Genomic DNA, 24,182 nt, shown 5'->3' with positions numbered 1-24,182 from the left:
CTCAAAGATGGGAAACAGGCAACACGGCGCCTGGTTGCAGGTAATGCTCTATGCGGAGAATAAGATCGGTTAATACCAGTTCGCGGTTTAATCCGGTCACGTTAATAAGCTGTTCGCGACAATGGCAGACATCGCTGAGTATGGCCTGGATGCGTGCGACGGATAACCGTTCAGCTATCGACGCCACCAGCGTTCCGGCATCCTGATTTGTCAGGCTGGAAGCGCCATACTGGTATTTAAGGGCATCCATAAGCAGCGTCGCCAGCCAGTGTAAACGTACGGCGGCCTGTTCGTGATTCAACACCGACAGAAGGATATACCAGTCGCCGGATTGCAGCGTATTCGCCAGCGCTTCGCAAAGCGCGTTACGATGCGCCCAGCTGTCGGCCTGCAACAACGCCAGAGCGGCGCCGGGAGCCCCTGCGCTCAGGCGCAGCGCCGCCAGCAACGTCTCTTGTGACATTGTCACTTCACGAGAAAGCCAGGAAACAGCGTATTGTTCAGATGGCGGCGCAAGATGATGCAGACGACAGCGGCTGCGTAAAGTCGCCAGCAGGCGTGCCGGTTCACGGCTGGCAAGGAAGAACCAGGTTTGCTCCGGCGGCTCTTCGAGCGTCTTTAATAAGGCATTCGCCGCGGCATCAGTCAGCAGGGCCGCATCCGGGATCAACACGACTTTCGCGCCGCCAAGTCGAGAATGTTCGTACAGCTTCTCGCCCACGTCGCGTACCGCGTCCACGCCAAGGGTGCTTTTCCCCTTTTCCGGCAACAGCGAATAATAGTCAGGATGCGTACCCGCCTGCATTAACTGGCAGCCACGACAGCGCCCGCAGCTTTTATGCCCTTCCGGTTGCTGGCACAGCAAATAACGACTGAGGGCATAAATCAGCGCATCATCCCCCATTCCGGGCAACGCCTGAATCAGTAACGCATGGTGGCCCCGACCCGCCTGATAGCTTGCTACCAGTTTTTCAAAGTCTGGCCGTAACCACGGATACCATTTCATGCACCCTGCTCCTTGATCCAGGCCGTTACGGTTGTGCGAATATCGTTCATCACAGCCTCCAGCGGCTGAGTCGCATCAATGGTGCGAATGCTGGCATCGCTGGCGGCCAGCTCAAGGTAGCGGGCACGCGTGCGATTGAAGAAATCCAGAGACTCCTGCTCAATGCGGTCAAGTTCGCCGCGCGCGCGCGCGCGTTTTAAGCCAACCTCCGGCGTCACATCCAGATACAGGGTCAGGTCAGGACGGAAGTCGCCCAATACAGCATCACGCAGCGTCGCCAGCATTGTCTGATCGATCCCACGGCCGCCGCCCTGGTAGGCCTGAGTGGACAGGTCATGGCGATCGCCAATGACCCATGTTCCTTTCGCCAGCGCAGGCTTGATAACGGTTTCCACCAGTTGCACTCGCGCGGCATAAAACATCAGCACTTCAGCTTTATCCGTGATCGTTTCATCACCCACCGATTTGATGTCCAGCACCAGACTTCTTAATTTCTCTGCAAGCTGGGTGCCGCCCGGCTCACGCGTAAAAATCATGTCGTGAATACCCAGTTGCTCAAGTGTCTCCACCACCACGTTACGCGCGGTGGTTTTTCCGGCGCCTTCCAGGCCTTCGATGACGATATAGTTACTGCCCATTTTTTTCCTTAAGCACTTTCAGGTAGTCCTGCACTGACCGGTTATGGCTGGCAAGATTGGTGTTAAACGTGTGACCGCCCTTTCCGTCAGCCACAAAATAGAGGTACGGCGTTTTCGCCGGATGCGCGGCGGCTTTCAAAGAGGCTTCGCCAGGCATGGCGATAGGACCTGGCGGCAACCCGGTGATGGTATAGGTGTTATACGCCGTCGGCGTTTCCAGCGCCGCGCGCGACAGCTTACCATTATAACTCGCCCCCATGCCGTAAATCACGGTCGGATCGGTCTGCAAACGCATACCAATACGCAGACGGTTAATAAAGACCGATGCCACCTGGTCGCGTTCGCTGGCGACGGCCGTCTCTTTTTCGATAATAGACGCCATCGTCACCAGTTGATTCTTATCTTTATAAGGCAGCCCTTCCGCGCGCCCTTCCCAGACGTCATCTACCGCTTTAACCATCTTTTGATGCGCACGCTTCAGAAGCGCGACGTCGGTGGTGTTGGCGGTATACATCCAGGTGTCCGGCCAGAACCAGCCTTCAAGCCACTCCGGGTTCTCCAGCTTCAGCGCCTGCGCGACGGTTTCGTAACGGTCATCACTAAGCGTATGCTGAATATAAGGCGCATTTCGCAACTGATTCAAATAATCGCTCAGGCGCATCCCTTCGACCAGACGTAGCGGGAACTGTGCTTCTTTACCGCTTTCCAGCAGTTTCAGCATCTCCCGTACGGTCATGTCAGGCGTTAAACGATAGGTGCCCGCTTTAAAGTTTGATAATTCAGGTTCAACGCGCAACAACCACTGAAACACGCGCGGCCGATTGATAATCTTGTCGGCGTAGAGTTGATCGCCTAATGCCAGACGCCCGGTTCCGGCCTTCAGGGTAAAGATCGTCTCTTCTTTTATTAACAAGGGACTGTCGACCAGTTGGCGCACTTTCCACATTCCTGCGCCAGCGGCAATGCCCAACACAACGACCAGCAGAAGGAAAAAGCGTAACATTCTTTTCATGACTAATTCGGGTGCTCACAAAGTGGGGCTAAAAAATCGAACAATGAACGTGCAAACATCAGTTTATCGCCACAGGCGCGCACGGGAATCACGGGCATCAACGCATTGCAGATAACCATCTCATCGGCCTGCATAAGCGCGTCCTCCCCGGCATACACTTCGACAACCTGGAAAGGCGATTGTGCCAGCGACTGTAAACAAAATTGTCGCATAATGCCGTTTACCCCCGCCTGATCCAGGCGCGGCGTATACACCACATTCTCTTTACGCCAGAACAAATTAGCCGCACAGCATTCCGTAACCCATCCCTCGCTGTCAAGAACCAGCGCTTCATCGGCGTTTGTCTGCTCAAGATGAGACCGGATCAGTACCTGTTCCAGCCGGTTAAGGTGTTTTATACCCGCAAGCATAGGGTTACGCCCCAGCCGTACGGGGCTTAGCGCCAGCGTAATACCTTCCGTACGCCAGCGTTCATAATGAGTGGGATAAGGAGAAACGGATAAAATTCGCGTGGCCGCACGGCAGTTTGACGGGCTGTAGCCCCTGCCGCCGCTGCCACGACTCAGAATAACTTTCAGTACGCCACTGTTCTGGCCTGCTGCCATCGCCGTCATTTCGTGTTGCAGTTCCGTCCATTGACTGAAGGGAAGCAGCAGTTTTTTGCAGGCATCCTGCAAACGGCGAAGGTGTGCGGGCAGGAGGCAAATTTTACCGTCACGGATTCGCGCAGTAGTGAAACAGCCATCACCAAACTGCGTCGCGCGATCGCTGGCGGCAAGAGAATCCTGTTCACGGCCATTAATTAAGAACATAGTGGCTCCTTATTCGTGGTCGATTAGTGTGGCAGGATGGTTAACGCAGGACAAGGGAAGAAAGCTGAATAAAAAAGGCCCGGCAAGCGGACCTTTTTACTCTCTGGTGGAACGACTTAGACCTTTTTGAAGATCAACGAGCCGTTAGTACCGCCAAAGCCGAAGGAGTTACACAGCGTATACTCCATTCCATTAACCTGACGAGCTTCGTGAGGCACAAAGTCCAGGTCGCAACCCTCATCCGGGTTATCCAGGTTGATGGTTGGCGGAACAGCCTGGTCGCGCAGCGCCAGAATAGAGAAAATGGACTCTACCGCGCCCGCAGCACCCAGCAGGTGACCCGTCATGGATTTCGTCGAGCTGACCAGCACACGGCTTGCCGCATCGCCAAAGACAGATTTCACCGCCTGAGTTTCCGCTTTATCGCCTGCCGGCGTAGACGTACCGTGGGCGTTGACGTAACCAATCTGACCCGGATCAATGGCCGCATCACGCAGCGCATTGACCATCGCCAGCGCGGCGCCCGCGCCGTTTTCCGGCGGTGACGTCATGTGATAAGCATCGCTACTCATCCCGAAGCCAACGATCTCGGCATAAATTTTCGCGCCACGCGCTTTTGCATGTTCGTACTCTTCCAGTACCACCATGCCCGCGCCATCGCCGAGAACAAAACCGTCACGCTCTTTATCCCACGGGCGGCTGGCCGCTTGCGGGTTATCATTACGTGTAGACAGCGCACGCGCTGCGCCAAAGCCACCGACACCCAGCGGCGTACTGGCTTTTTCCGCACCCCCCGCTACCATCGCGTCCGCATCGCCGTATGCAATGATACGCGCGGCATGACCGATGTTATGTACGCCTGAGGTGCAGGCGGTAGCGATAGAGATGCTTGGCCCACGCAGGCCGTACATGATGGTCAGGTGACCCGCCACCATGTTAACAATCGTCGACGGAACAAAGAACGGGCTGATCTTACGCGGCCCACCGTTCACCAGGGAACTGTGGTTTTCTTCGATCAGTCCGAGACCGCCGATACCAGAGCCGATAGCGGCGCCAATACGGTCTGCGTTCTCTTCCGTTACTTCAAGGCCAGAATCCTGCATGGCCTGAACGCCAGCGACAATTCCATATTGAATGAAGGCATCCATCTTGCGCTGTTCTTTGCGCGAGATGATGTCGTCACAGTTAAAATCCTTTACTAAGCCAGCAAATTTCGTTGCATAGGCGCTAGTATCGAAATGGTCGATCAGGCTGATGCCACTCTGACCGGCAAGGAGAGCTTTCCAGGTAGACTCTACGGTATTGCCGACAGGAGACAACATGCCCAGTCCGGTCACAACTACACGACGCTTAGACACGTTTGTCCTCCAGGGAGGGAAAATGATTCTAGTGGGACAAAAAGATAAAACTCAGGCGGTCGAATGACCGCCTGGAGATGTTCACTTACGCCTGGTGGCCGTTGATATAATCAATGGCAGCCTGAACGGTGGTGATTTTCTCAGCTTCTTCGTCCGGAATCTCAGTATCAAACTCTTCTTCCAGAGCCATTACCAGCTCAACGGTGTCAAGAGAATCTGCGCCCAGGTCTTCAACGAAAGAAGCATTGTTGGTAACTTCTTCCTGCTTAACGCCCAGCTGCTCGCCGATAATTTTCTTAACGCGTTCTTCGATAGTGCTCATACTCTTAAATTTCCTATCAAAACTCGCTTTCGCGATGGTTTTCGTAGTGTATAAAATGTTGAAAAATTTGCAACTAAATCCCGGCAGTTCTTACCACGATTTTACGTTATTTTGAGGCCAAGACCTACAATAACGCAAATATTTTTCGTGGTTAAACCATATACATTCCGCCGTTGACGTGTAGAGTCTCACCAGTGATGTAACTTGCTTCGTCAGAGGCTAAAAATGCAACCGCACTGGCGATTTCCTGAGCGCCGCCGAGGCGACCCGCAGGAACCTGCGCCAGAATACCCGCACGCTGATCATCAGACAGCGCACGCGTCATGTCCGTTTCAATAAAGCCCGGAGCCACAACATTGACAGTAATCCCACGCGACGCAACTTCACGCGCCAGTGATTTACTGAAGCCAATCAGACCCGCTTTCGCCGCAGCGTAGTTGGCCTGACCCGCATTTCCCATGGTACCAACCACAGAACCGATAGTGATAATACGTCCATGACGTTTTTTCATCATAGCGCGCATTACCGCTTTTGACAGACGGAAAACAGATGACAGATTGGTTTCGAGAATATCGTTCCACTCATCATCTTTCATTCGCATCAGCAGATTATCGCGAGTGATACCGGCATTATTGACCAGGATATCAACTTCACCAAATTCTGCGCGAATATTTTCCAGAACAGATTCAATAGATGCCGGATCGGTCACATTCAACATCAGACCTTTACCGTTCGCACCTAAGTATTCGCTAATGGCCTGAGCGCCATTTTCGCTGGTAGCAGTACCGATGACTTTCGCGCCACGGGCAACGAGCGTCTCAGCAATTGCGCGGCCAATGCCACGGCTTGCACCGGTAACCAGCGCGACTTTTCCTTCAAAACTCATGGTTTTCCTCTTTTATTGCTCAAGCGCCGCTGACAGTGCCGCCGGTTCGTTTAGCGCCGAGGCCGTCAGGGTGTCAACAATACGTTTAGTCAGACCAGTGAGGACTTTACCTGGACCCACTTCATAAAGGTGTTCAACACCTTGTGCTGCGATAAATTCTACACTCTTCGTCCACTGCACCGGGTTGTACAGCTGGCGTACCAGCGCATCACGGATAGCGTTAGCGTTGGTTTCACACTTCACGTCAACGTTATTCACAACCGGTACGGTCGGGGCATTGAAGGTGATTTTCGCTAATTCAACCGCCAGCTTATCCGCCGCAGGTTTCATCAGCGCACAGTGTGACGGCACGCTTACCGGCAGCGGCAGCGCACGTTTTGCGCCAGCGGCTTTACAGGCTGCGCCCGCACGTTCAACTGCATCTTTATGCCCGGCGATAACCACCTGGCCCGGAGAGTTAAAGTTCACCGGAGAAACCACCTGGCCTTCAGCCGCCTCTTCACACGCTTTGGCGATGGACGCATCATCCAGACCGATGATCGCCGCCATTGCGCCGGTGCCTTCCGGCACAGCTTCCTGCATGAATTTGCCGCGCAGTTCAACCAGACGAACCGCGTCAGCGAAATCGATGACGCCAGCACATACCAGCGCGGAGTACTCCCCCAGGCTGTGTCCCGCCATCAGCGCAGGCGCTTTACCGCCCTGCTGCTGCCATACGCGATACAGCGCAACGGAAGCGGCCAGCAATGCGGGCTGAGTCTGCCAGGTCTTATTCAGTTCTTCCGCAGGCCCTTGCTGCGTCAGCGCCCACAGATCATAACCCAGCGCCGCAGAAGCTTCAGCAAAGGTTTCTTCTACGATCGGGTAGCTGGCTGCCATTTCAGACAACATCCCAACCGTCTGGGAACCCTGCCCCGGGAACACAAAAGCAAATTGCGTCATGTTTAAATCCTTATACTAGAAACGAACCAGCGCGGAGCCCCAGGTGAATCCACCCCCGAAGGCCTCAAGCAATACCAACTGCCCGGCTTTAATCCGCCCGTCGCGCACGGCTTCGTCCAGCGCGCATGGCACAGAGGCCGCAGAGGTGTTGCCGTGTCTGTCCAGCGTAACCACCACATTATCCATCGACATACCCAGCTTTTTCGCTGTCGCGCTGATGATGCGCAGGTTAGCCTGGTGCGGAACCAGCCAGTCCAGAGCGGAACGATCCAGATTATTCGCCGCCAGCGTCTCGTCAACGATGTGTGCCAGTTCAGTTACCGCCACTTTAAACACCTCGTTGCCCGCCATCGTCAGATAAATCGGATTTTCTGGATTGACGCGATCGGCGTTTGGCAGCGTCAGCAACTCACCATAGCTGCCGTCTGCATGAAGATGCGTCGAAATAATGCCTGGCTCTTCGGATGCGCTCAGAACCGCTGCGCCCGCGCCGTCACCAAAGATAATGATCGTCCCGCGATCGGTGGGATCGCAGGTGCGCGCCAGGACATCGGAACCGATGACCAGCGCATATTTAACGGCGCCTGATTTTACATACTGATCGGCAACGCTTAACGCGTAGGTAAAACCGGCGCAGGCCGCTGCAACGTCAAACGCCGGGCAGCCTTTAATGCCCAACATACTCTGAATCTGGCATGCTGCGCTTGGGAAAGCATGTGTTGCTGACGTGGTCGCAACCACAATCAAGCCAATCTGGTCTTTATCGATGCCCGCCATTTCAAGCGCGCGGTTTGCGGCTGTATAGCCCATCGTCGCGACTGTTTCGTTTGGCGCTGCAATATGGCGTTCACGGATGCCTGTACGCGTGACAATCCACTCGTCAGACGTCTCTACCATCTTTTCCAAATCGGCGTTAGTACGCACTTGTTCAGGCAGATAGCTGCCAGTACCAATAATCTTTGTATACATGTACGCTCAGTCACTTTTCGGTTATATACCACCGCGTGCAAACTGCTGGTATGTTGGTTGCGCTCAGGTTACACCGTTAATTGTGCACCCGTGAGTGTCCGTTTTTGCCACCTTCCAACAGTTCGAATCCGGCTGGGTATACAGATTCCAGGCGAGCGGCAATTCGCTGAGGAACTTGTCGCTGCACCGCCTGCACTGCCTGTTCAATCGCGACGGCAAATGCTCGCTGATTGGCCGCACCATGACTTTTAATCACCGTGCCACGCAATCCTAACAGACAGGCGCCATTATACTGGTCGGGGTTGAGGTGACTGAATCGCCTCGTCAGGCTTTTTTGTAACCAACGTTTTAATAACAGCAGCCACCACGACCGTTTTTTACTCTCACCCTGAGATTTCAGCAGTGAAAGGAACATCCTGACAACCCCTTCCATTGTCTTTAATGTGACATTGCCTGTAAATCCGTCACATACCAGCACATCAGTTTTTCCCGTCAATAACTCATTGGCTTCAAGATAACCAATGTAATTGATGGAAGGGACTGTTTTGAGCAACGCAGAGGCATCACGAATACTGTCGAGACCTTTGGTTTCTTCTTCACCAATATTGAGCAACGCCACGCGGGGATTGGTTATCCCAATCACCTCTTCCGCCATCACGGACCCCATCACGGCAAACTGCACCAACATGGTACTGTCACAATCGACGTTGGCGCCTAAATCCAGCACCACCGTTTTTCCTTTCTGCTGATGCGGTAAAACCGTCATCAACGCAGGACGCTCGATGCCCTCAAGGGGTTTGAGCAATAATTTCGCAAGTCCCATGAGCGCGCCCGTATTACCGGCGCTCACACAGGCTTCGGCTCGGCCTTCTTTCACGAGCTCCAGGGCCACACGCATTGAGCTACCGCGACTGGCGCGGATAGCCTGCGAAGGCCGGGCATCACTGGCAATAACTGACTGTGCAGGGATAATCTGCAGACGCGAACGTTGTTCAAAGTCAGCTTTGGCAAGTAATGGCGTGATGGTATCGGGATCCCCGACTAAAAGAAGTGTGAGTTGCGAATTAGAATTCAGTGCCTGCAGTGCTGCAGGCACTGTCACGGAAGGGCCGAAATCTCCCCCCATGACATCTAACGCCAGGGTTAGACGTGTCAAGGTATCGTCGCTGCCTGGTTTGGTGTTTCCCCGCTTACGCGGGGAAATCCTCACTAAGCTTCATCACGCTTGCGCGTGATTACTTAGCGATGACCTTACGGCCGCGGTAGTAACCGTCGGCAGTGATGTGGTGACGCAGGTGTTTTTCACCAGAAGTTTTGTCTACAGACAGGCTGGTGACTGCGGTCAGAGCGTCATGAGAACGACGCATGCCACGTTTGGAACGGGTTGGTTTATTCTGTTGTACGGCCATGGACCTTACTCCTCAATTACTTACGCTTTAAGCTGGCTAATACGGCAAATGGGTTTGGTTTTTGCGCTTCATCAGGCAGTTCACCAAAGACCATGTCCGCCTCGGACACTTCACAGTGTTCAGAATCATGCACCGGAACTACCGGCAAGGAGAGGATGATTTCATCTTCAACCATTGCAAGCAGATCGATTTCACCGAATTCGTTAACCTCAATCGGCTCATACGCTTCCGGGAGTGCTTCAGCCTGTTCGTCAGAACGAACCGGACTAAAACAATACGTTGTGTGAACCTGATGGGTAAACGGCTTCCCGCAACGCTGGCATTCGAGCGATACCGTCACCTTCGCATCACCCGTAATAACGGCGAGACGTTGGTTATCGATAGCGAACGACATGGAGCATTCCACATCACTGTCCACACTGACTACAGAATCGGCGACGCGCTCTACCAGATCAGAAGTATAGATACCTTCATAATCGAGGCGTTTTTGAGCCGTACGAACCGGATCAAGAGTCAGGGGTAATTTTACCTTTTGCATAGGGCGCGCATATTAACTTTGTAACGTCATAGAGTCAAAGAAAAAGGCAGCCTGCGGTTGCCTTTTGCCAATAATTCGCACACATTGCGGGTTACAGACTTATTTTCGCTCAAACCGTGACTGTATGTCATGCTTGAAGGACGAAGAGCATAGTTTAAGATGGCTCTCATTAATACGCTATATCTGAGGGAAAAAAATATGCCCCGTCTCATCCTTGCTTCTACCTCTCCCTGGCGTCGCGCGCTGCTCGAAAAACTGGCGATCCCTTTCGAGTGCGCGGCTCCCGAGGTTGACGAAACGCCCATGTCTGGCGAAGCGCCGCGCCATTTAGTCTCTCGCCTCGCACAGGCGAAAGCACAATCGCTCGCCCACCGTTTCCCCGATCATCTGATTATTGGCTCCGATCAAATTTGCGTTCTGGATGGCGAAATTACCGGCAAACCGTTAACCGAAGAAAAAGCGCGCCAGCAATTAACCAAAGCCAGCGGGAATATTGTGACGTTTTATACCGGACTGGCGCTTTATAATTCTGCAACCGGACATTTACAAACGGAAGTCGAACCGTTTGATGTACATTTCCGCCATTTAAGCGAAACGGAAATAGAGGACTATGTCCGCAAAGAGCGTCCATTGCATTGTGCCGGAAGTTTTAAAAGCGAAGGTCTTGGCATTGCCCTTTTCGAGCGCCTGGAGGGGCGAGATCCCAATACCCTTATTGGGCTACCGCTGATTGCGCTGTGCCAGATGCTGCGCCGGGAAGAGATGAACCCGCTGATGGCATAGTGGATGCGTCTGATGGCGACGCTAAAACATCTTATCAGGCCCACAGCGGAGCAATGCCCGTAGGCCTGATAAGCACAGCGCCATCAGTAAAGATGCCGGATGGCGACGTAAACGTCTTATCCGGCCTACAGGTTTAGCGCGATAATATCGCAACGCGCATCAGGCTTTGTTACGTAACACCTGAAGGCAATGCTTGAGTTGGTTATCCATCGGCGCTTCGATACGCATCACCTCGCCAGTCCCCGGATGGGTAAACTTCAGCGCTGCCGCGTGCAGAAAAAGCCGTGACAGCCCCGTTCCCGCAAGCTGCTTATCAAATTCGCGATCGCCGTAACGATCGTCAAACGCGATCGGATGGCCCGCATGCAGCGTATGCACACGAATCTGATGCGTACGTCCCGTCACCGGGCTACAGCGCACCAGCGTCGCAAACGCATAGCGCTCTTCAACCTTAAAGCGCGTTTCGGAGGGTTTTCCTTCCTGACTCACACGTACAATACGTTCGCCGCTTTGCAGAATATTCTTTAATAAAGGCGCCTGTACCGATTTAACATGCGACTGCCACTGGCCGCGAACCAGCGCCAGATAATCTTTCTGCATCCCCTTCTCACGCAGTTGCTCATGCAAAGAACGCAGCGCTGAGCGTTTTTTCGCAACCAGCAGTACGCCAGAGGTATCGCGGTCCAGACGATGCACCAGTTCCAGGAAACGCGCTTCTGGCCGCAACGCGCGCAGCCCCTCGATAACGCCGAAGCTCAACCCGCTTCCGCCATGCACCGCCGTACCGGAAGGTTTGTTCAGCACAAGGATATGGTCATCTTCATACAAAATGACATCGGCCAGCGCCGCCACTTTTTGCAAATGCGGCGAAACGGCCTCTTCTTCGCGTTCGGCGACGCGCACCGGCGGAATACGCACTTCATCCCCGGCTTCGAGCTTATATTCCGGTTTGATGCGTTTTTTGTTCACCCGCACTTCGCCTTTACGCAAAATGCGGTAAATCATGCTTTTCGGTACGCCTTTGAGTTGCGTGCGCAAAAAGTTATCGATGCGTTGCCCCGCTTCGTCGGCAGTAATGGCAACTATTTTTACGGATGGAGTCTCAGTTTTCATGGGGGCCGATTCTAAATAGCCATAAGGATTAGCGCCACTCATTTTTCTATGCTTATATTTACTTCTATATCCTGTTACTCACGTTCAACATGACCAATTTGCTGGTTATTAAACCAATCACCATGAGGAAGTGAAAAAACTGTGAGTAACCGGGTGATAAATGGTAAAAGTCATCTTGCTATAACAAGGTTAGCAGTGGAATAATGTAACCGTTTCCGTGTCGAACCTTGTTAAAACAAGAAATTTTACGGAATGACCCATTTTGCCAGACAGATCATCAACGCAGCAATGGCGTAAGACGTATTGATTTTTCAGGCAGTTAGCGGGCTGCGGGTTGCAGTCCTTACCGGTATATGTTCTATGTACTACGCGTTGCAGAAAGGCGGCAAATCTGGGAATCCCCAGGAGCTTATGCCCGGGTGAGCAGATGAAGCCAACGCATCTGCGGCGTGAAAGACGATGAACATAATGGAATCTTCTCTGGAGAGTAACTCCCAGGCTGTTCCCCTGATAATTGCGCTGTATTTCCGTATGAAATACAGGCAACCGACACTCTGCGCCTCTTTGAGCAGACGATAACCGTGAGGTTGGCGACGCGAATAGACACGAGGCCATCGGTTCACACCCGGAAAGGCATTACTATGCCCGCAGCTTAGTCGTCAATGTAAGAATAATGAGTAAGTTACGATGAAAAGAATGTTAATCAACGCAACTCAGCAGGAAGAGTTGCGTGTTGCCCTTGTAGATGGGCAGCGCCTGTACGACCTGGACATTGAGAGTCCAGGACACGAGCAGAAAAAAGCGAACATCTATAAAGGCAAAATTACCCGTATCGAACCGAGTCTGGAAGCGGCTTTTGTTGATTACGGCGCTGAACGTCACGGTTTCCTCCCGTTAAAAGAAATTGCCCGCGAATATTTCCCCGCCAACTACAACGCCCACGGCCGTCCAAACATTAAAGATGTGTTGCGCGAAGGTCAGGAAGTGATTGTTCAGATTGATAAAGAAGAACGCGGCAACAAAGGCGCTGCGCTGACGACGTTTATCAGTCTGGCAGGGAGCTATCTGGTTTTAATGCCGAACAACCCGCGCGCGGGCGGCATCTCCCGTCGCATTGAAGGCGACGATCGCACCGAATTAAAAGAAGCGCTGGCAAGCCTCGAACTGCCTGACGGCATGGGGCTTATCGTGCGTACCGCAGGCGTCGGCAAATCCGCCGAAGCGTTGCAGTGGGACCTGAGCTTCCGCCTGAAACACTGGGAAGCGATTCAGAAAGCCGCTGAAAGCCGCCCTGCTCCATTCCTGATCCATCAGGAAAGCAACGTTATCGTCCGCGCATTCCGTGACTACTTACGTCAGGATATCGGCGAAATTCTTATCGATAATCCGAAAGTGCTTGAGCTGGCGCGCCAGCACATCGCGGCGTTGGGTCGCCCGGATTTCAGCAGCAAGATTAAGCTTTATACCGGCGAGATTCCGCTGTTCAGCCACTACCAGATCGAGTCGCAAATTGAATCCGCCTTCCAGCGTGAAGTGCGTCTGCCTTCCGGCGGCTCTATCGTTATTGACACAACCGAAGCGTTAACCGCGATTGATATTAACTCCGCGCGTGCCACACGCGGCGGCGATATCGAAGAAACCGCGTTTAACACAAACCTGGAAGCAGCCGATGAAATTGCTCGCCAGTTGCGCTTGCGCGACCTCGGCGGCCTGATCGTTATCGACTTCATCGACATGACGCCAGTACGCCACCAGCGCGCTGTGGAAAACCGTCTGCGCGAAGCGGTACGTCAGGATCGTGCGCGTATCCAGATTAGCCATATTTCTCGTTTTGGCCTGCTGGAGATGTCCCGCCAGCGTCTCAGCCCGTCTCTGGGCGAGTCCAGCCATCACGTCTGCCCACGCTGTAGCGGCACCGGCACCGTACGCGACAACGAATCGCTCTCCCTGTCTATTCTGCGTCTGATTGAAGAAGAAGCGCTGAAAGAGAATACCCAGGAAGTTCACGCCATTGTTCCGGTCCCGATCGCCTCTTACCTGCTTAACGAAAAGCGCACCGCGGTTAATGCTATTGAGACTCGCCAGGATGGCGTGCGCTGCGTGATCGTACCAAACGATCAGATGGAAACGCCGCACTACTCCGTTTTGCGCGTACGTAAAGGGGAAGAAACGCCAACCCTGAGCTACATGCTGCCGAAACTGCATGAAGAAGCGATGGCGTTACCTTCTGAAGAAGAGTACGCCGAGCGTAAACGCCCTGAACAACCAGCACTGGCGACCTTCGCGATGCCGGAAGTGCCGCCTGCGCCGACGCCAGCAGAACCTGCGGTGAAAGCAGCGACGGCAGCACCGAAAGCCGTTGCCACTGCGCCTGCACAACCAGGTCTGCTTACCCGCTTCTTCGGCGCGCTGAAAAACATGTTCAGCGGCAGCGAAGTCGCTAAGCCGGTTGAACAACCTGCACCGAAAGCAGAGGAAAAACCGGAGCGTCAGCAGGATCGTCGTAAGTCTCGCCAGAATAATCGCCGTGACCGTAACGATCGCCGTGACAACCGTGATAATCGCGACAACCGCGCTGAAGGCGGTGAAAACCGTGATGACAACCGTCGTAACCGTCGTCAGGCGCAGCAGCAGAACGCAGAAGCGCGTGACAACCGCCAGCAGTCTAACGACGTTGCCGATAAGGCGAAGTCCGGTGACGAGCAGCAGACGCCGCGTCGTGAACGCAACCGTCGTCGCAACGATGAAAAACGTCAGGCACAGCAAGAAGTCAAGGCGCTGAACCTGGATGAGCAACCGGCTCAGGAGACGGAACAGGAAGAACGCGTTCGTCAGGCACAGCCTCGCCGTAAACAGCGTCAGCTGAGCCAGAAAGTTCGTTACACAGACTCCGCAACCTCTGAAGCAGAAGCTGTCGCAACGCCAGTCGTCGAAGACGCTGTCGCCACCCAGCCTGCTACGCAAAGCGCGCCTGCTCAGCGTACTGAACTGGCGAAAGTCGACCTGCCAGCGATCGCAGACGTTGCGCCAGCAGAGCAGGAAGAAAACGGCGAAGCGCGTGATAACGCAGGAATGCCGCGTCGCTCCCGTCGTTCTCCTCGCCACCTGCGCGTCAGCGGCCAGCGTCGTCGTCGCTACCGCGATGAGCGTTACCCGCTTCAATCGCCAATGCCGTTAACCGTCGCTTGCGCTTCACCGGAAATGGCGTCTGGCAAAGTGTGGATTCGCTACCCTGTCGCCCGTTCTCAGGATACGCAGGTTGAAGCACAGCGCGAAGAAGAGGCCGTACAAGCTCAGCCGGTTGCAGTAGAGCCGCAGGTCATCGCTGCCGCAGCCGAACAGGTTGTAGACGCACCGGTTCAAACTGAAACCGTTGTCGCTGAACCTCAGCCCGCTACTGTGGAAACAACGCATCCTGAAGTAATTGCCACCCCGGTTGAAGAACAACCTCAGGTGATTGCAGAGGCTGACGTCCCTGTTGCGCAGGAAGTCGCTGCACAAGCGGAACCTGTCGCTGACGTTCAGGAAACCACGACGGCTGAAGAATCCGCTGACGTTGTCATCGCCGAACCGGAAGAGATCGTTGAAGGGATCGTTAAAGAAACGGTTGAACCTGTCGTGGTTGCCGCTGAACCGGAAGAGATTGTCGCTGCGCCTGTTGCCGTTGCTGAAACCGTGTCAGAAAGCGCGGTAACCACCGGGGAGAAACCCGTCAGCCACGCCAGTGCGCCGATGACCCGCGCGCCTGCGCCGGAATATGTCCCGGAAGCGCCACATCACAGCGACTGGCAGCGCCCTGCCTTCATCTTTGAAGGTAAAGGTGCGGCAGGTGGTCATAGCGCAACGCATCAGGCCGCCGCGCCAGCCACGCGCCCGCAGCCTGTAGAATAAGCTGAACGCAATGTTAAAGATAAGCCGACCTGCGGGTCGGCTTTTTTGTACCTGCAATCGGTGCCCGTTATCTGTTTTCCGGGCAAAAAAATGCCCGCTCCGGGGTGAAGGGAGCGGGCAGACAAAACATACCCAGTTTCATGATATGTTTCAAAACATGTGCTATCTGTTCAACTGAAACAGAGACATTCCTTGCATATCGCTAAACGCTTTATAGGACGCCTGTAACGCAGCCTGTTGCATTACATACGACGAGATAGCCGCGTTCCAGTCCACATCGACCAGATTACTCATCTGCTGTGCCTGACCCAGCGCGCGCTCGCTTCCCAATGAATCCAGGGAATCCAGCTCACTCAATTGCGTTCCCAGTTCCGCACGAACGGTCAGGACGTTATTAAGGGAGTTTTTCAGACCACGGTTTGTTTTATCAATTGCCGCAGCAGCTTCCGCCTTCTTCACATCATCGTCAGCAACCGGCGTTTTCAGCGCTGCAATGGCCGTATCCAGCATCGCAAACAGGCTGGTTTCTGAAGCGCTGTTGTCGGGTTCCGGTACGGCATTACTGGTAATACGATTAAAAATCTGATCGCCCGTATGGCCAATTACCATCGTACGCGAAGCATCAACCTGCTGGGTGATGTTTTCAGTGCCACCGCTATAGTCGCCATTTGCCTGATCAAACGGCGCTTTTTCAGTTTTATAGCCCGCAAAAATATAACGACCGTTGCCGTCGGTGCTGTTGGCCAGGTTCATTAACTGATCGCGAATCCCCTGCAAATCGGTCGCCAGCGAGGCGCGGTCATCATCGCTTAAGGTGCCGTTCCCTGCGTTGACAATTTTTTCCTGCGCCGTCTGAATCGCAGTAGTCACCTGGCTTAGCACGTTTTCTTCCAGCGACACTTTCTGAGTGGCAAAGGTGCGTGCCAGCGCATACTGACTGTTCTGAGCCTGGGCCTGAGCGAGTACGATAGCCTGAGAAGCGGCAATAGGATCGTCAGACGGATTGATTACGCGCTTACCGGTGGACATCTGCTCACCGTACTTCATCCATTCAGCCTGGGAATTGGTGATACCACGCATATTCTGCTGGTACATCATCTGGGTACTGATACGCATTTATCCTCCTCTTCCTTAGCGAATGCCCAACAGCGCATCAAACAGCGTATTCGCGGTTTGCAGCACCTGGGCGTTCGCCAGGTAATACTGTTGGTAGCGTTGCAGGTTGCCGTATTCTTCATCAAGGTTAACACCGGAAATCGATTGCTGCTGGTTATACAACTGCGTCACAACATTGCCCTGCGCTGTGCTGCTGGTTTTCAACGTGGCGGTTTTGTTCCCCACATCGCTGACCATCGTCGCATAAGCATCATTAAAGGACTTATTGCCTACCGTTTTCTGGGTTTGCAAATCCAGCAGCGCCTGACCGTTACGGTTATCGCTCCCACCCGCATCGGGATCGGAAGCCATCGCAATTTTGGATTCATCGGTCACCAGCACGTTCATGTTCACAATGGCATCGCTGACCGGTTTCAGGGTAAAGCTGTCATTCGCATTTGCCCCTGCCCCGACCGTCACTTCCAGCCCGTCAAACGTCAGTTTCCCGTTGGTTTCAACCGCCTCAAAACTGGTATTGTCTGACAAGCGCGTGACCTGCCAGTTATTACCATCAAATACCAGCTTATAATTGGTAGCCTGTACCGCGGAACTGTCGGTAACTTCCGCAGACAAGGTCCCGCTGCCCGTATTTTTCGCATTACTCAATACGGACGGTTTACCGATGGAAAAGAAGTCCTCGCCCTGATCGCCATTGGCATCATATCCCTGTTTATGCTGGGCATTAAACGCTTCGGCAAAGGCCAGCGCCAGCTGGTTGAGGGTATTGCGAGTCTGATCCAGATCCTGAGAGCGGAACGTCAGCAACCCGCCAAGCGAGCCGCTATTGAGCAATTTTTCCGGGATTTCAACGTTTCCGGCAGTCGCATCAACATAGGCGACCGTGGTGCGTGACGGATCGGCGCTGGACGGCACCGCTGCCAGTTGACGGGCGCTGCTGCCCTGCACCAGGGTATAGCCATTCGCCATCGTCAGGTTATAGGTGCCGCCGTCCTGGACGCTAACTTCCACACCGACAATCTGGTTCAGCTCACTCACCAGTTGGTCGCGCTGGTCGAGAAGATCGTTCGGTGAAGCGCCCGCGCCCACCCCGGTCAGACGGGAAATCTGATCGTTCAGGCTGGCGATTTGCTTCGCGTAATTGTTGATCTGCTCAACGCTGGAGCCAATGGCGATATTGACCTGCTTATCCTGATCGCGCAGGTACTGATCGGTCGTTTTAAACTGGTTTACCAGGCCGTCGGCTTTACCGATAAGCGCCTGACGCGCTGCCGGGTCTTCCGCGTTGCTGACCAGCGTTTGCAGGCTGGTGAAGAAACCTTGCAGAGAGGTCGAAATCGAGCTGGTGGTACTGGAGAGCAGGTTATCAATTTTCGACATTTGCTCATAACGCGTAGTCAAACCGCTGCTCTGATTCTGCGCCGCGCGTAACTGATTGGTAATAAAAGAATCATACTCACGCTGTACGCCAGAAACGTAGACGCCATTACCGACCCAACCGCCCGCTCCCAGCGTACTGTTGGCTTGCGCCATAATCGTCGTCTGTCGGGTGTATCCGGCAACGTTATAGCTGGAGATGTTATTACTGGCAGTATTTAACGCAGCCTGGGCTGCGCTAAGTCCGCTCATGGCGTTGTTAATTAAGCTGGACATGGAGGTTCCTTGTAATCCTTCAATACTGGTTATTATCGGCAGCAGGTTTCTGGACTTGAGCTATTTAAAAGAGATTGTCGAGATTCGCGCTGTACGTTTTGCTCACCTTGTCGCTCATGGATTTCAGCTGTTGAATCATGCTGGTTAATTTACGCGCATAGTCAGGATCGGTTGCATAACCGGCATTTTGTAACGCCTGTGCGCCCTGTTCAGCGGTAGACGCGGCGGTCACCGCGGCATAGCGCGGGTTACGGGTCAGCAGCCCCACATAATCCGATAGCGCCTCCAGATAGGAGCTGTAAACGCGGAATTTCGCTTTTACCTTCTTCGCTTCGCCGTTCTCATATTCGGTGGTGGTGATCTCTGTTACCGGCCCCTTCCAGTTGGACGAGGCCTTAATACCAAACAGGTTAAAGCTCGGCTCGCCATTTTCACGGCGGATCTGTCGCTGACCCCATCCCGACTCCAGCGCCGCCTGCGCCAGAATCAGATGATGCGGCACGCCGCTTTGTTCACTTGCCAGGCGTGCCGGAAGCGAAAGCTGGGCCAGGAAGTCTTTGCTGTCGCCGGACAGCGGCTCATCATTATTTTCCGGCGCTTTTGGCATCGCCTTACGCACCAGCTGCGTCAGCGCCTGATTTTGATAGCTGGTCACCGTTTCCAGAGGGAACTTCATTGGTACCTGCGGCGCTTCTTCCGCAGGCTGCGTCTGCCCCTCGGTCATCTGCCTGACCATCATCTCCGCCAGTCCCAACCCTTTACCGGCGGTCATCTGCTGCGCAATCTGCTGGTCATACATGCTGGTGTACAGTCGCGTTTGATCGCTGCTGAATATGCCGTCTTTCGGCAGCGCTTCACGCATGCTTTTCAGCATCATCTGCACAAACATCCCTTCAACCTGACGAGCGACCGGGCGGATATTCGCCGCCGGATCTTGCCCCGCTTTGGCTTTCAGCTCATTGAGCGATTGCGCATCCCAGGCCGCGCTGGCCAACAGTTTGCTGTCACCAATCATCAGATAATTTCCAGTTTGGCGCGCAGACAACCCGCGCTCTGCATGGATTGCAGGATGGACATCAGATCCATCGGCGTGGCGCCCAGCGCATTCAGCGCGCGGACGACGTTGTTCAGGTTGGCGCTGGAACGGACGCTTTGCAGCGAACCGCCGCTCTGACGTAAATCAATCTGCGTTTGTGGCGTAACGACCGTCTGCCCACCGCCAAACGGCGTGTCCGGCTGGCTGACGTTCGCCTGGCGATTCACCGTTACGGACAAATTGCCCTGCGCGACGGCGCAGCTGTCCAGCGTCACTTCACGGTTCATCACCACGGAACCGGTACGGGAGTTAATCACCACCTTCGCGTCCTGTGGTGTGACGTTCACCTCCAGATTCTGGATATCCGCCAGGAAACGGACCTGCGAGCTGTTGCCGCTGGGTACGCGAACCTGAATCGTGCGCGCATCCAGCGCGGTCGCACTGCCATAGCCACGGGCACGGTTGATGGTGTCAGTGATCTGCTGCGCCATTGCGAAATCTTCGTTGTTCAGTTGCAGATTGAGGGTATTTCCGCCGCCAAACTGGCTGGGCAGCTCGCGTTCAATAATTGCGCCATTGGTGATACGCCCGCCATTGAGCTGGTTAACCTGCACGCTGCTGCCGCCCGCAGACGCCCCTGCGCCGCCGACTAAAATATTTCCCTGCGCCAGGGCATACACCTGGCTATCGACCCCTTTCAGCGGCGTCATCAGCAATGTACCGCCGCGCAGACTTTTCGCGTTCCCCATTGAGGACACCACCACGTCGATCGTTTGCCCCTGGCGACCGAATGCCGGAAATTGCGCCGTGACCATTACCGCCGCAACGTTTTTCAACTGCATATTGGTGCCCGTCGGGACGGTGATCCCCAACTGAGACAGCATGTTATTCAGCGTCTGGGTGGTAAAGGGCGTCTGGGTCGTCTGGTCGCCCGTCCCGTCCAGGCCGACCACCAGCCCGTAACCAATCAGCGAGTTTTCCCGCACCCCCTGCACGCTGGTCAGATCCCGAATACGATCGGCATGCGCCAGGGTGGTTGCCAGTATCAGTACAATTCCAACAAGAGATTTAAACACTGGAGACCTCGCTTACATCGGCGACAAGTTAAGGAAGAAACGTTGCAGCCAACCCATATTTTGCGCCTCGTTGATATAGCCGTTGCCGACATATTCAATGCGCGCATCCGCAACCTGTGTTGACGGAACGGAGTTGCTGCCGCTGATGGTGCGTGGGTTCACGACCCCGGAGAAGCGGATGAACTCAGTGCCCTGATTAATGGCGATCTGTTTTTCACCCACGACGTGTAAATTGCCATTTGCCAGTACCTGATCGACGGTCACGGTCAGCGTGCCGCTAAAGGTATTGCTGGCGTTCGCGCCGCCTTTACCGTTGAAGGAGTTCCCGCCAGAGGCTTCCATATCTGCACGCGCGTTGCCGAACAATCCCTGCAAATAACGAGGAACCGTATCAAAGCCGAAGTTGGTTTTACCATCACGGCTGGCATTGGCGGAGGAGCTCTTACTGGCGCTGACGTTTTCCTGCAATACAATCGTCAGCGTATCGCCGATATTGCGTGGACGTCGGTCTTCAAACAGCGGCTGATAGCCATAGTTGATCGGCTGCGCAGACTGAAAAATGGAACCATTCGCCACCGGAGTCGGGCCCGGTATGGGCTGTGCAGTGGTCGCGCCCTGCACGAGCGGTGTGGAAGGTATCCAGGCACATCCTGTCAGTGAAACCACCAGCAGGGCCATAATCGGGTAATGGTGCGCAGCGTATTTTTGCATTGCCTTCATCTTCAAAATCAGTGTGCCGGTGAGGTTTCCCTCACCGGACGACACTTAGAGTTGCGTCAGTTTTTGCAGCATCTGATCGGTAGTCGATACCGCTTTGCTGTTAATTTCGTAAGCGCGCTGAACCTGGATCATATTCACCAGTTCTTCCGCCACGTTTACGTTAGAGGTTTCGACATAGCCCTGATACAGCAGACCCGCACCGTTAAGCCCTGGCGTACTCTCATTCGGCGCACCCGAGGATTGCGTTTCGGTGTACAGGTTTTCACCAATGCTTTCCAGACCCGTATCGTTCATGAACGTGGTCAGGTTAAGCTGCCCCACCTGTACCGGCGCGGCCTGCCCCTGCTGAGTTACGCTTACCACGCCATCGCGACCCACGGTGATGCTCAGCGAGTTCGCCGGAATGGTGATCGCTGGCTGTACCTGGAAGCCGCCTGCCGTGACCAGTTGGCCGTTCTGATCCACCTGGAAAGAACCGTCACGGGTATAAGCAGAAGTGCCATCCGGCAACATCACCTGGAAGAAGCCCTGCCCTTTGATGGCGACATCTTTACTGTTGTTGGTCTGAGACAGGTTGCCCTGACTATGCAGACGCTCGGTGGCGACCGGGCGAACGCCCGTACCGATTTGCAGACCAGAAGGTAAGGTCGTCTGTTCTGACGACTGCGCGCCAGGCTGACGAATCGTCTGGTACAGCAGGTCTTCAAACACCGCGCGTTGACGCTTAAAACCATTGGTGCTGACGTTTGCCAGGTTGTTGGCAATCACATCCATGTTGGTTTGCTGCGCGTCCAGGCCGGTTTTGGCGATCCATAATGAACTGATCATAAAATGTCCTGTATTAACTCATCGACAGCAGTTGGTTAGCGCGCCCGGCATTGTCATCCACGCTGCTGATAACCTTCATCTGCATTTCAAAACGGCGGGCGTTAGCGATCATATCGCTCATGGCGGACACCGCATTCACGTTACTGCCCTCCAGTACGCCAGACATCACGCGAATGGACGGGTCAGCCTGCAACACCGGGCCACGCGCAGCCTGTGTCGCCGCGCTTAAACGGAACATACCGTCATCGCCGCGTTGCACTTCGCTGCCAAGCGCTTTCACCAGCTTCAGACGTCCTACCGGTGCGACGGTATTGGCCGGATCGCCAGGGTTAAGCGCAGAGATAGTCCCGTCTGCCGCGATAGTGATTTCTGAACCTTCAGGAACAGCAATCGGCCCGGCTTCACCGATAACCGGATGCCCCTGAATTGTCAGTTGCCCGGTCGGGTCTACCTGAATGCTGCCGTTACGGGTGTATCCCTCGTTACCATCAGCGGTCTGAACAACCAGCCAGCCATCCTGTTGCAGCGCCACATCCAGCGGGCGCGAGGTGTAATCCATCTGCCCGGGCGTCATATCGGCTCCCGGCGTGGACGCAGCCACCAGCGTACGCGTCGGTAAAGAGAGACCTTCCACCGGCACCGCGCGCAACGCATTAAGTTGCGCACGAAAACCCGGCGTGGAGGCGTTCGCCAGGTTGCTGGCGGTCACCGCTTGTTGATTAAGCGTCTGACTGGCCGCGCCCATGGCGGTATATATTGCGTGATCCATTAAGCCATCCCGTCAGGCGCTTAGCGCAGGTTAACCAGGGTGTTGAGGATCTGATCCTGGGTTTTGATGGTCTGCGCGTTTGACTGATAGTTACGCTGCGCGACGATCATATTCACCAGCTCTTTACTCAAATCCACGTTTGAGGATTCCAGCGCGCCGTTGGTCAACTTACCGAAGTTACCCGTACCCGCCGTACCAAGCAGCGCAACGCCTGAAGCCTGCGTCGCCGCCCAGACGTTATCGCCCTGAGAAGCCAGACCTTCATTGTTGGCGAAGTTAGCCAGCACGATCTGCCCCAGAACCTGCGTTTGTTCGTTGGAATAGTTACCCACTACGGTGCCGTCATCGTTGATCTGATAGCTCACCAGATCGCCCGGCTTATAGCCGTTCTGGTTGGTCGCGACGATATTGTTCGCACCGGTGTTCTGCTGCATAGAATTCAGGAAGCTCAGGGAGAAAGTAGCCGGTACCGCGCCGTTAATCGCTTCCGTAGTGATGTTAATTTGTGGCTGTGCGTTCGCAGGGCCTTCAATTAACGTGCCTGGATTACTCGGATCATCAATATAGTTATTAACGGAAGTCAGCGTACCGTTGCTGCTAAAATTCATTACCGCCGCTTTCGTAACCGCTGCTCCTGCAACGCTGGAGTCTTGGGTGTATACATCCCATTTATTGGCAGCAGTTTTGACATAATAAACGTTCATGTCATGGGCATTACCCTGGCTATCAAAGACCGTTATGGTGCCCTTTTTGTTGTAGGAATCCGCATCGCTCGGATCAAACGGTGACTTAGACGGCAGTTCATCCGTTGAGTTAAGGTTGATCTGCATAGACGCCGTGGTGGTCGCCTGTGCGGCCATCAGGGTGTTCGGGATGGTGATCGGGCCTGGGTTGGCACCCTGCTGGATCGTCGGCGGCGTTCCGGTTGCCGGATAGCCGGTCAGTTGCAGCCCCTGCATGTTAACCAGATTGCGGTTCTCATCCAGTTTGAACTGGCCGTTACGGCTGTAGAAAACGGAGCCGTTGCTGTCAACCAGACGGAAGAAACCGTTCTGGCTAATCGCGACATCCAGACCACGCCCGGTGTTGGTGGTAGTGCCGTCGGTAAAGTCCTGGGTAATCCCGGCGACTTTAACGCCCAGGCCCACTTTGGAGCCCGCGAACATATCAGCAAAAGACGCCGTACCGGATTTAAACCCGTAGGTGGCGGAGTTGGCGATGTTATTACCAATAACATCGAGGTTGGTCGCTGCTGCGTTCAGACCGCTGACCGCTTGAGAAAAGGCCATGACTTACTCCTGATAAGTG

General features: G+C 54.4%; 23 protein-coding genes. 2 read left to right on the top strand and 21 right to left on the bottom strand.

All coding sequences use genetic code 11. The features are described 5' to 3' along the window. Nucleotide 1 precedes the first annotated feature (1 nt). The 12 genes from holB to yceD all read right to left on the bottom strand — a co-directional run bounded on the left by holB (nt 2) and on the right by yceD (nt 9,892). Nucleotides 2-1,006 (bottom strand): DNA polymerase III subunit delta', encoded by a 1,005-nt coding sequence (holB, locus tag OGV83_RS05185; protein ID WP_153258413.1) that lies wholly within the window; start codon nt 1,004-1,006, stop codon nt 2-4. After that, nucleotides 1,003-1,644 carry a dTMP kinase gene (gene tmk / locus OGV83_RS05180; RefSeq protein ID WP_012132824.1) on the bottom strand — a complete coding sequence of 214 codons (642 nt, stop codon included), beginning with the start codon at nt 1,642-1,644 and terminating at the stop codon, nt 1,003-1,005. The genes holB and tmk overlap by 4 nt, the downstream gene beginning before the upstream one ends. Further along, nucleotides 1,634-2,656 carry a cell division protein YceG gene (gene yceG, locus OGV83_RS05175; RefSeq protein ID WP_248623279.1) on the bottom strand — a complete coding sequence of 341 codons (1,023 nt, stop codon included), beginning with the start codon at nt 2,654-2,656 and terminating at the stop codon, nt 1,634-1,636. Before yceG ends, tmk begins: the two co-directional genes overlap by 11 nt. A gap of 2 nt (nt 2,657-2,658) precedes the next feature. Beyond that, the gene (gene pabC, locus OGV83_RS05170) at nt 2,659-3,468 is read right to left on the bottom strand and encodes an aminodeoxychorismate lyase (RefSeq protein WP_248623278.1); all 810 of its coding nucleotides are present in this window, start codon (nt 3,466-3,468) and stop codon (nt 2,659-2,661) included. 116 nt (nt 3,469-3,584) lie between these two features. Next, a complete protein-coding gene (gene fabF / locus OGV83_RS05165) occupies nt 3,585-4,826 on the bottom strand; it encodes a beta-ketoacyl-ACP synthase II (protein WP_248623277.1) in 1,242 nt (413 codons plus the stop codon). An 85-nt stretch (nt 4,827-4,911) separates the two neighbouring features. Then, a complete protein-coding gene (gene acpP / locus OGV83_RS05160) occupies nt 4,912-5,148 on the bottom strand; it encodes an acyl carrier protein (RefSeq protein ID WP_000103754.1) in 237 nt (78 codons plus the stop codon). A 151-nt stretch (nt 5,149-5,299) separates the two neighbouring features. Continuing rightward, nucleotides 5,300-6,034, bottom strand: a complete 735-nt coding sequence (gene fabG, locus OGV83_RS05155) for a 3-oxoacyl-ACP reductase FabG (RefSeq protein WP_012132828.1) — start codon at nt 6,032-6,034, stop codon at nt 5,300-5,302. A 12-nt stretch (nt 6,035-6,046) separates the two neighbouring features. Then, nucleotides 6,047-6,976, bottom strand: coding sequence for an ACP S-malonyltransferase (gene fabD, locus OGV83_RS05150; RefSeq protein ID WP_199971460.1), 930 nt, complete (start codon nt 6,974-6,976; stop codon nt 6,047-6,049). Nucleotides 6,977-6,991: 15 nt separating this feature from the next. Further along, nucleotides 6,992-7,945, bottom strand: a complete 954-nt coding sequence (fabH, locus tag OGV83_RS05145; RefSeq protein ID WP_012132830.1) for a beta-ketoacyl-ACP synthase III — start codon at nt 7,943-7,945, stop codon at nt 6,992-6,994. Nucleotides 7,946-8,021: 76 nt separating this feature from the next. Beyond that, complete coding sequence (gene plsX / locus OGV83_RS05140) at nt 8,022-9,101, bottom strand: phosphate acyltransferase PlsX (RefSeq protein ID WP_071818860.1); 1,080 nt, start codon at nt 9,099-9,101, stop codon at nt 8,022-8,024. Nucleotides 9,102-9,180: 79 nt separating this feature from the next. After that, nucleotides 9,181-9,354, bottom strand: a complete 174-nt coding sequence (gene rpmF / locus OGV83_RS05135) for a 50S ribosomal protein L32 (protein WP_000290727.1) — start codon at nt 9,352-9,354, stop codon at nt 9,181-9,183. Between the two features lie 16 nt (nt 9,355-9,370). After that, complete coding sequence (gene yceD, locus OGV83_RS05130) at nt 9,371-9,892, bottom strand: 23S rRNA accumulation protein YceD (protein ID WP_012132832.1); 522 nt, start codon at nt 9,890-9,892, stop codon at nt 9,371-9,373. Nucleotides 9,893-10,090: 198 nt separating this feature from the next. Between yceD and OGV83_RS05125 the strand changes: the two genes are divergently transcribed. Next, entirely contained in the window at nt 10,091-10,675 is a 585-nt protein-coding gene (locus OGV83_RS05125) for a Maf family protein (RefSeq protein WP_012132833.1), read from the top strand. A gap of 159 nt (nt 10,676-10,834) precedes the next feature. On the opposite strand, the gene rluC is transcribed toward OGV83_RS05125, so the two are convergent. Continuing rightward, the gene (rluC, locus tag OGV83_RS05120) at nt 10,835-11,788 is read right to left on the bottom strand and encodes a 23S rRNA pseudouridine(955/2504/2580) synthase RluC (protein ID WP_012132836.1); all 954 of its coding nucleotides are present in this window, start codon (nt 11,786-11,788) and stop codon (nt 10,835-10,837) included. A 687-nt stretch (nt 11,789-12,475) separates the two neighbouring features. On the opposite strand from rluC, the gene rne reads away from it, so the two are divergent. Further along, nucleotides 12,476-15,679, top strand: coding sequence for a ribonuclease E (gene rne, locus OGV83_RS05115; protein ID WP_286463228.1), 3,204 nt, complete (start codon nt 12,476-12,478; stop codon nt 15,677-15,679). Nucleotides 15,680-15,841: 162 nt separating this feature from the next. On the opposite strand, the gene flgL is transcribed toward rne, so the two are convergent. The 8 genes from flgL to flgE all read right to left on the bottom strand — a co-directional run bounded on the left by flgL (nt 15,842) and on the right by flgE (nt 24,163). After that, nucleotides 15,842-16,795: a flagellar hook-associated protein FlgL gene (gene flgL, locus OGV83_RS05110; RefSeq protein ID WP_049008924.1), complete on the bottom strand. Its 954-nt coding sequence runs from the start codon at nt 16,793-16,795 to the stop codon at nt 15,842-15,844. A gap of 15 nt (nt 16,796-16,810) precedes the next feature. Continuing rightward, nucleotides 16,811-18,445, bottom strand: a complete 1,635-nt coding sequence (gene flgK, locus OGV83_RS05105; protein ID WP_049008923.1) for a flagellar hook-associated protein FlgK — start codon at nt 18,443-18,445, stop codon at nt 16,811-16,813. 64 nt (nt 18,446-18,509) lie between these two features. Beyond that, entirely contained in the window at nt 18,510-19,460 is a 951-nt protein-coding gene (gene flgJ / locus OGV83_RS05100) for a flagellar assembly peptidoglycan hydrolase FlgJ (protein ID WP_047457531.1), read from the bottom strand. Beyond that, nucleotides 19,460-20,557, bottom strand: coding sequence for a flagellar basal body P-ring protein FlgI (locus tag OGV83_RS05095; protein ID WP_012132841.1), 1,098 nt, complete (start codon nt 20,555-20,557; stop codon nt 19,460-19,462). Before OGV83_RS05095 ends, flgJ begins: the two co-directional genes overlap by 1 nt. A gap of 12 nt (nt 20,558-20,569) precedes the next feature. Next, entirely contained in the window at nt 20,570-21,268 is a 699-nt protein-coding gene (gene flgH / locus OGV83_RS05090; protein WP_024130441.1) for a flagellar basal body L-ring protein FlgH, read from the bottom strand. Nucleotides 21,269-21,322: 54 nt separating this feature from the next. Next, nucleotides 21,323-22,105 carry a flagellar basal-body rod protein FlgG gene (flgG, locus tag OGV83_RS05085; protein WP_012132843.1) on the bottom strand — a complete coding sequence of 261 codons (783 nt, stop codon included), beginning with the start codon at nt 22,103-22,105 and terminating at the stop codon, nt 21,323-21,325. Nucleotides 22,106-22,118: 13 nt separating this feature from the next. Next, nucleotides 22,119-22,874, bottom strand: coding sequence for a flagellar basal-body rod protein FlgF (flgF, locus tag OGV83_RS05080; RefSeq protein ID WP_012132844.1), 756 nt, complete (start codon nt 22,872-22,874; stop codon nt 22,119-22,121). A gap of 20 nt (nt 22,875-22,894) precedes the next feature. Then, the gene (flgE, locus tag OGV83_RS05075) at nt 22,895-24,163 is read right to left on the bottom strand and encodes a flagellar hook protein FlgE (RefSeq protein WP_049008920.1); all 1,269 of its coding nucleotides are present in this window, start codon (nt 24,161-24,163) and stop codon (nt 22,895-22,897) included. Nucleotides 24,164-24,182 lie beyond the last annotated feature (19 nt).

Source organism: Citrobacter sp. CK189 (genome assembly GCF_030333505.1).
Taxonomy (GTDB): domain Bacteria; phylum Pseudomonadota; class Gammaproteobacteria; order Enterobacterales; family Enterobacteriaceae; genus Citrobacter_B; species Citrobacter_B koseri.
This window is presented reverse-complemented; position numbering and strand designations above follow the sequence as displayed.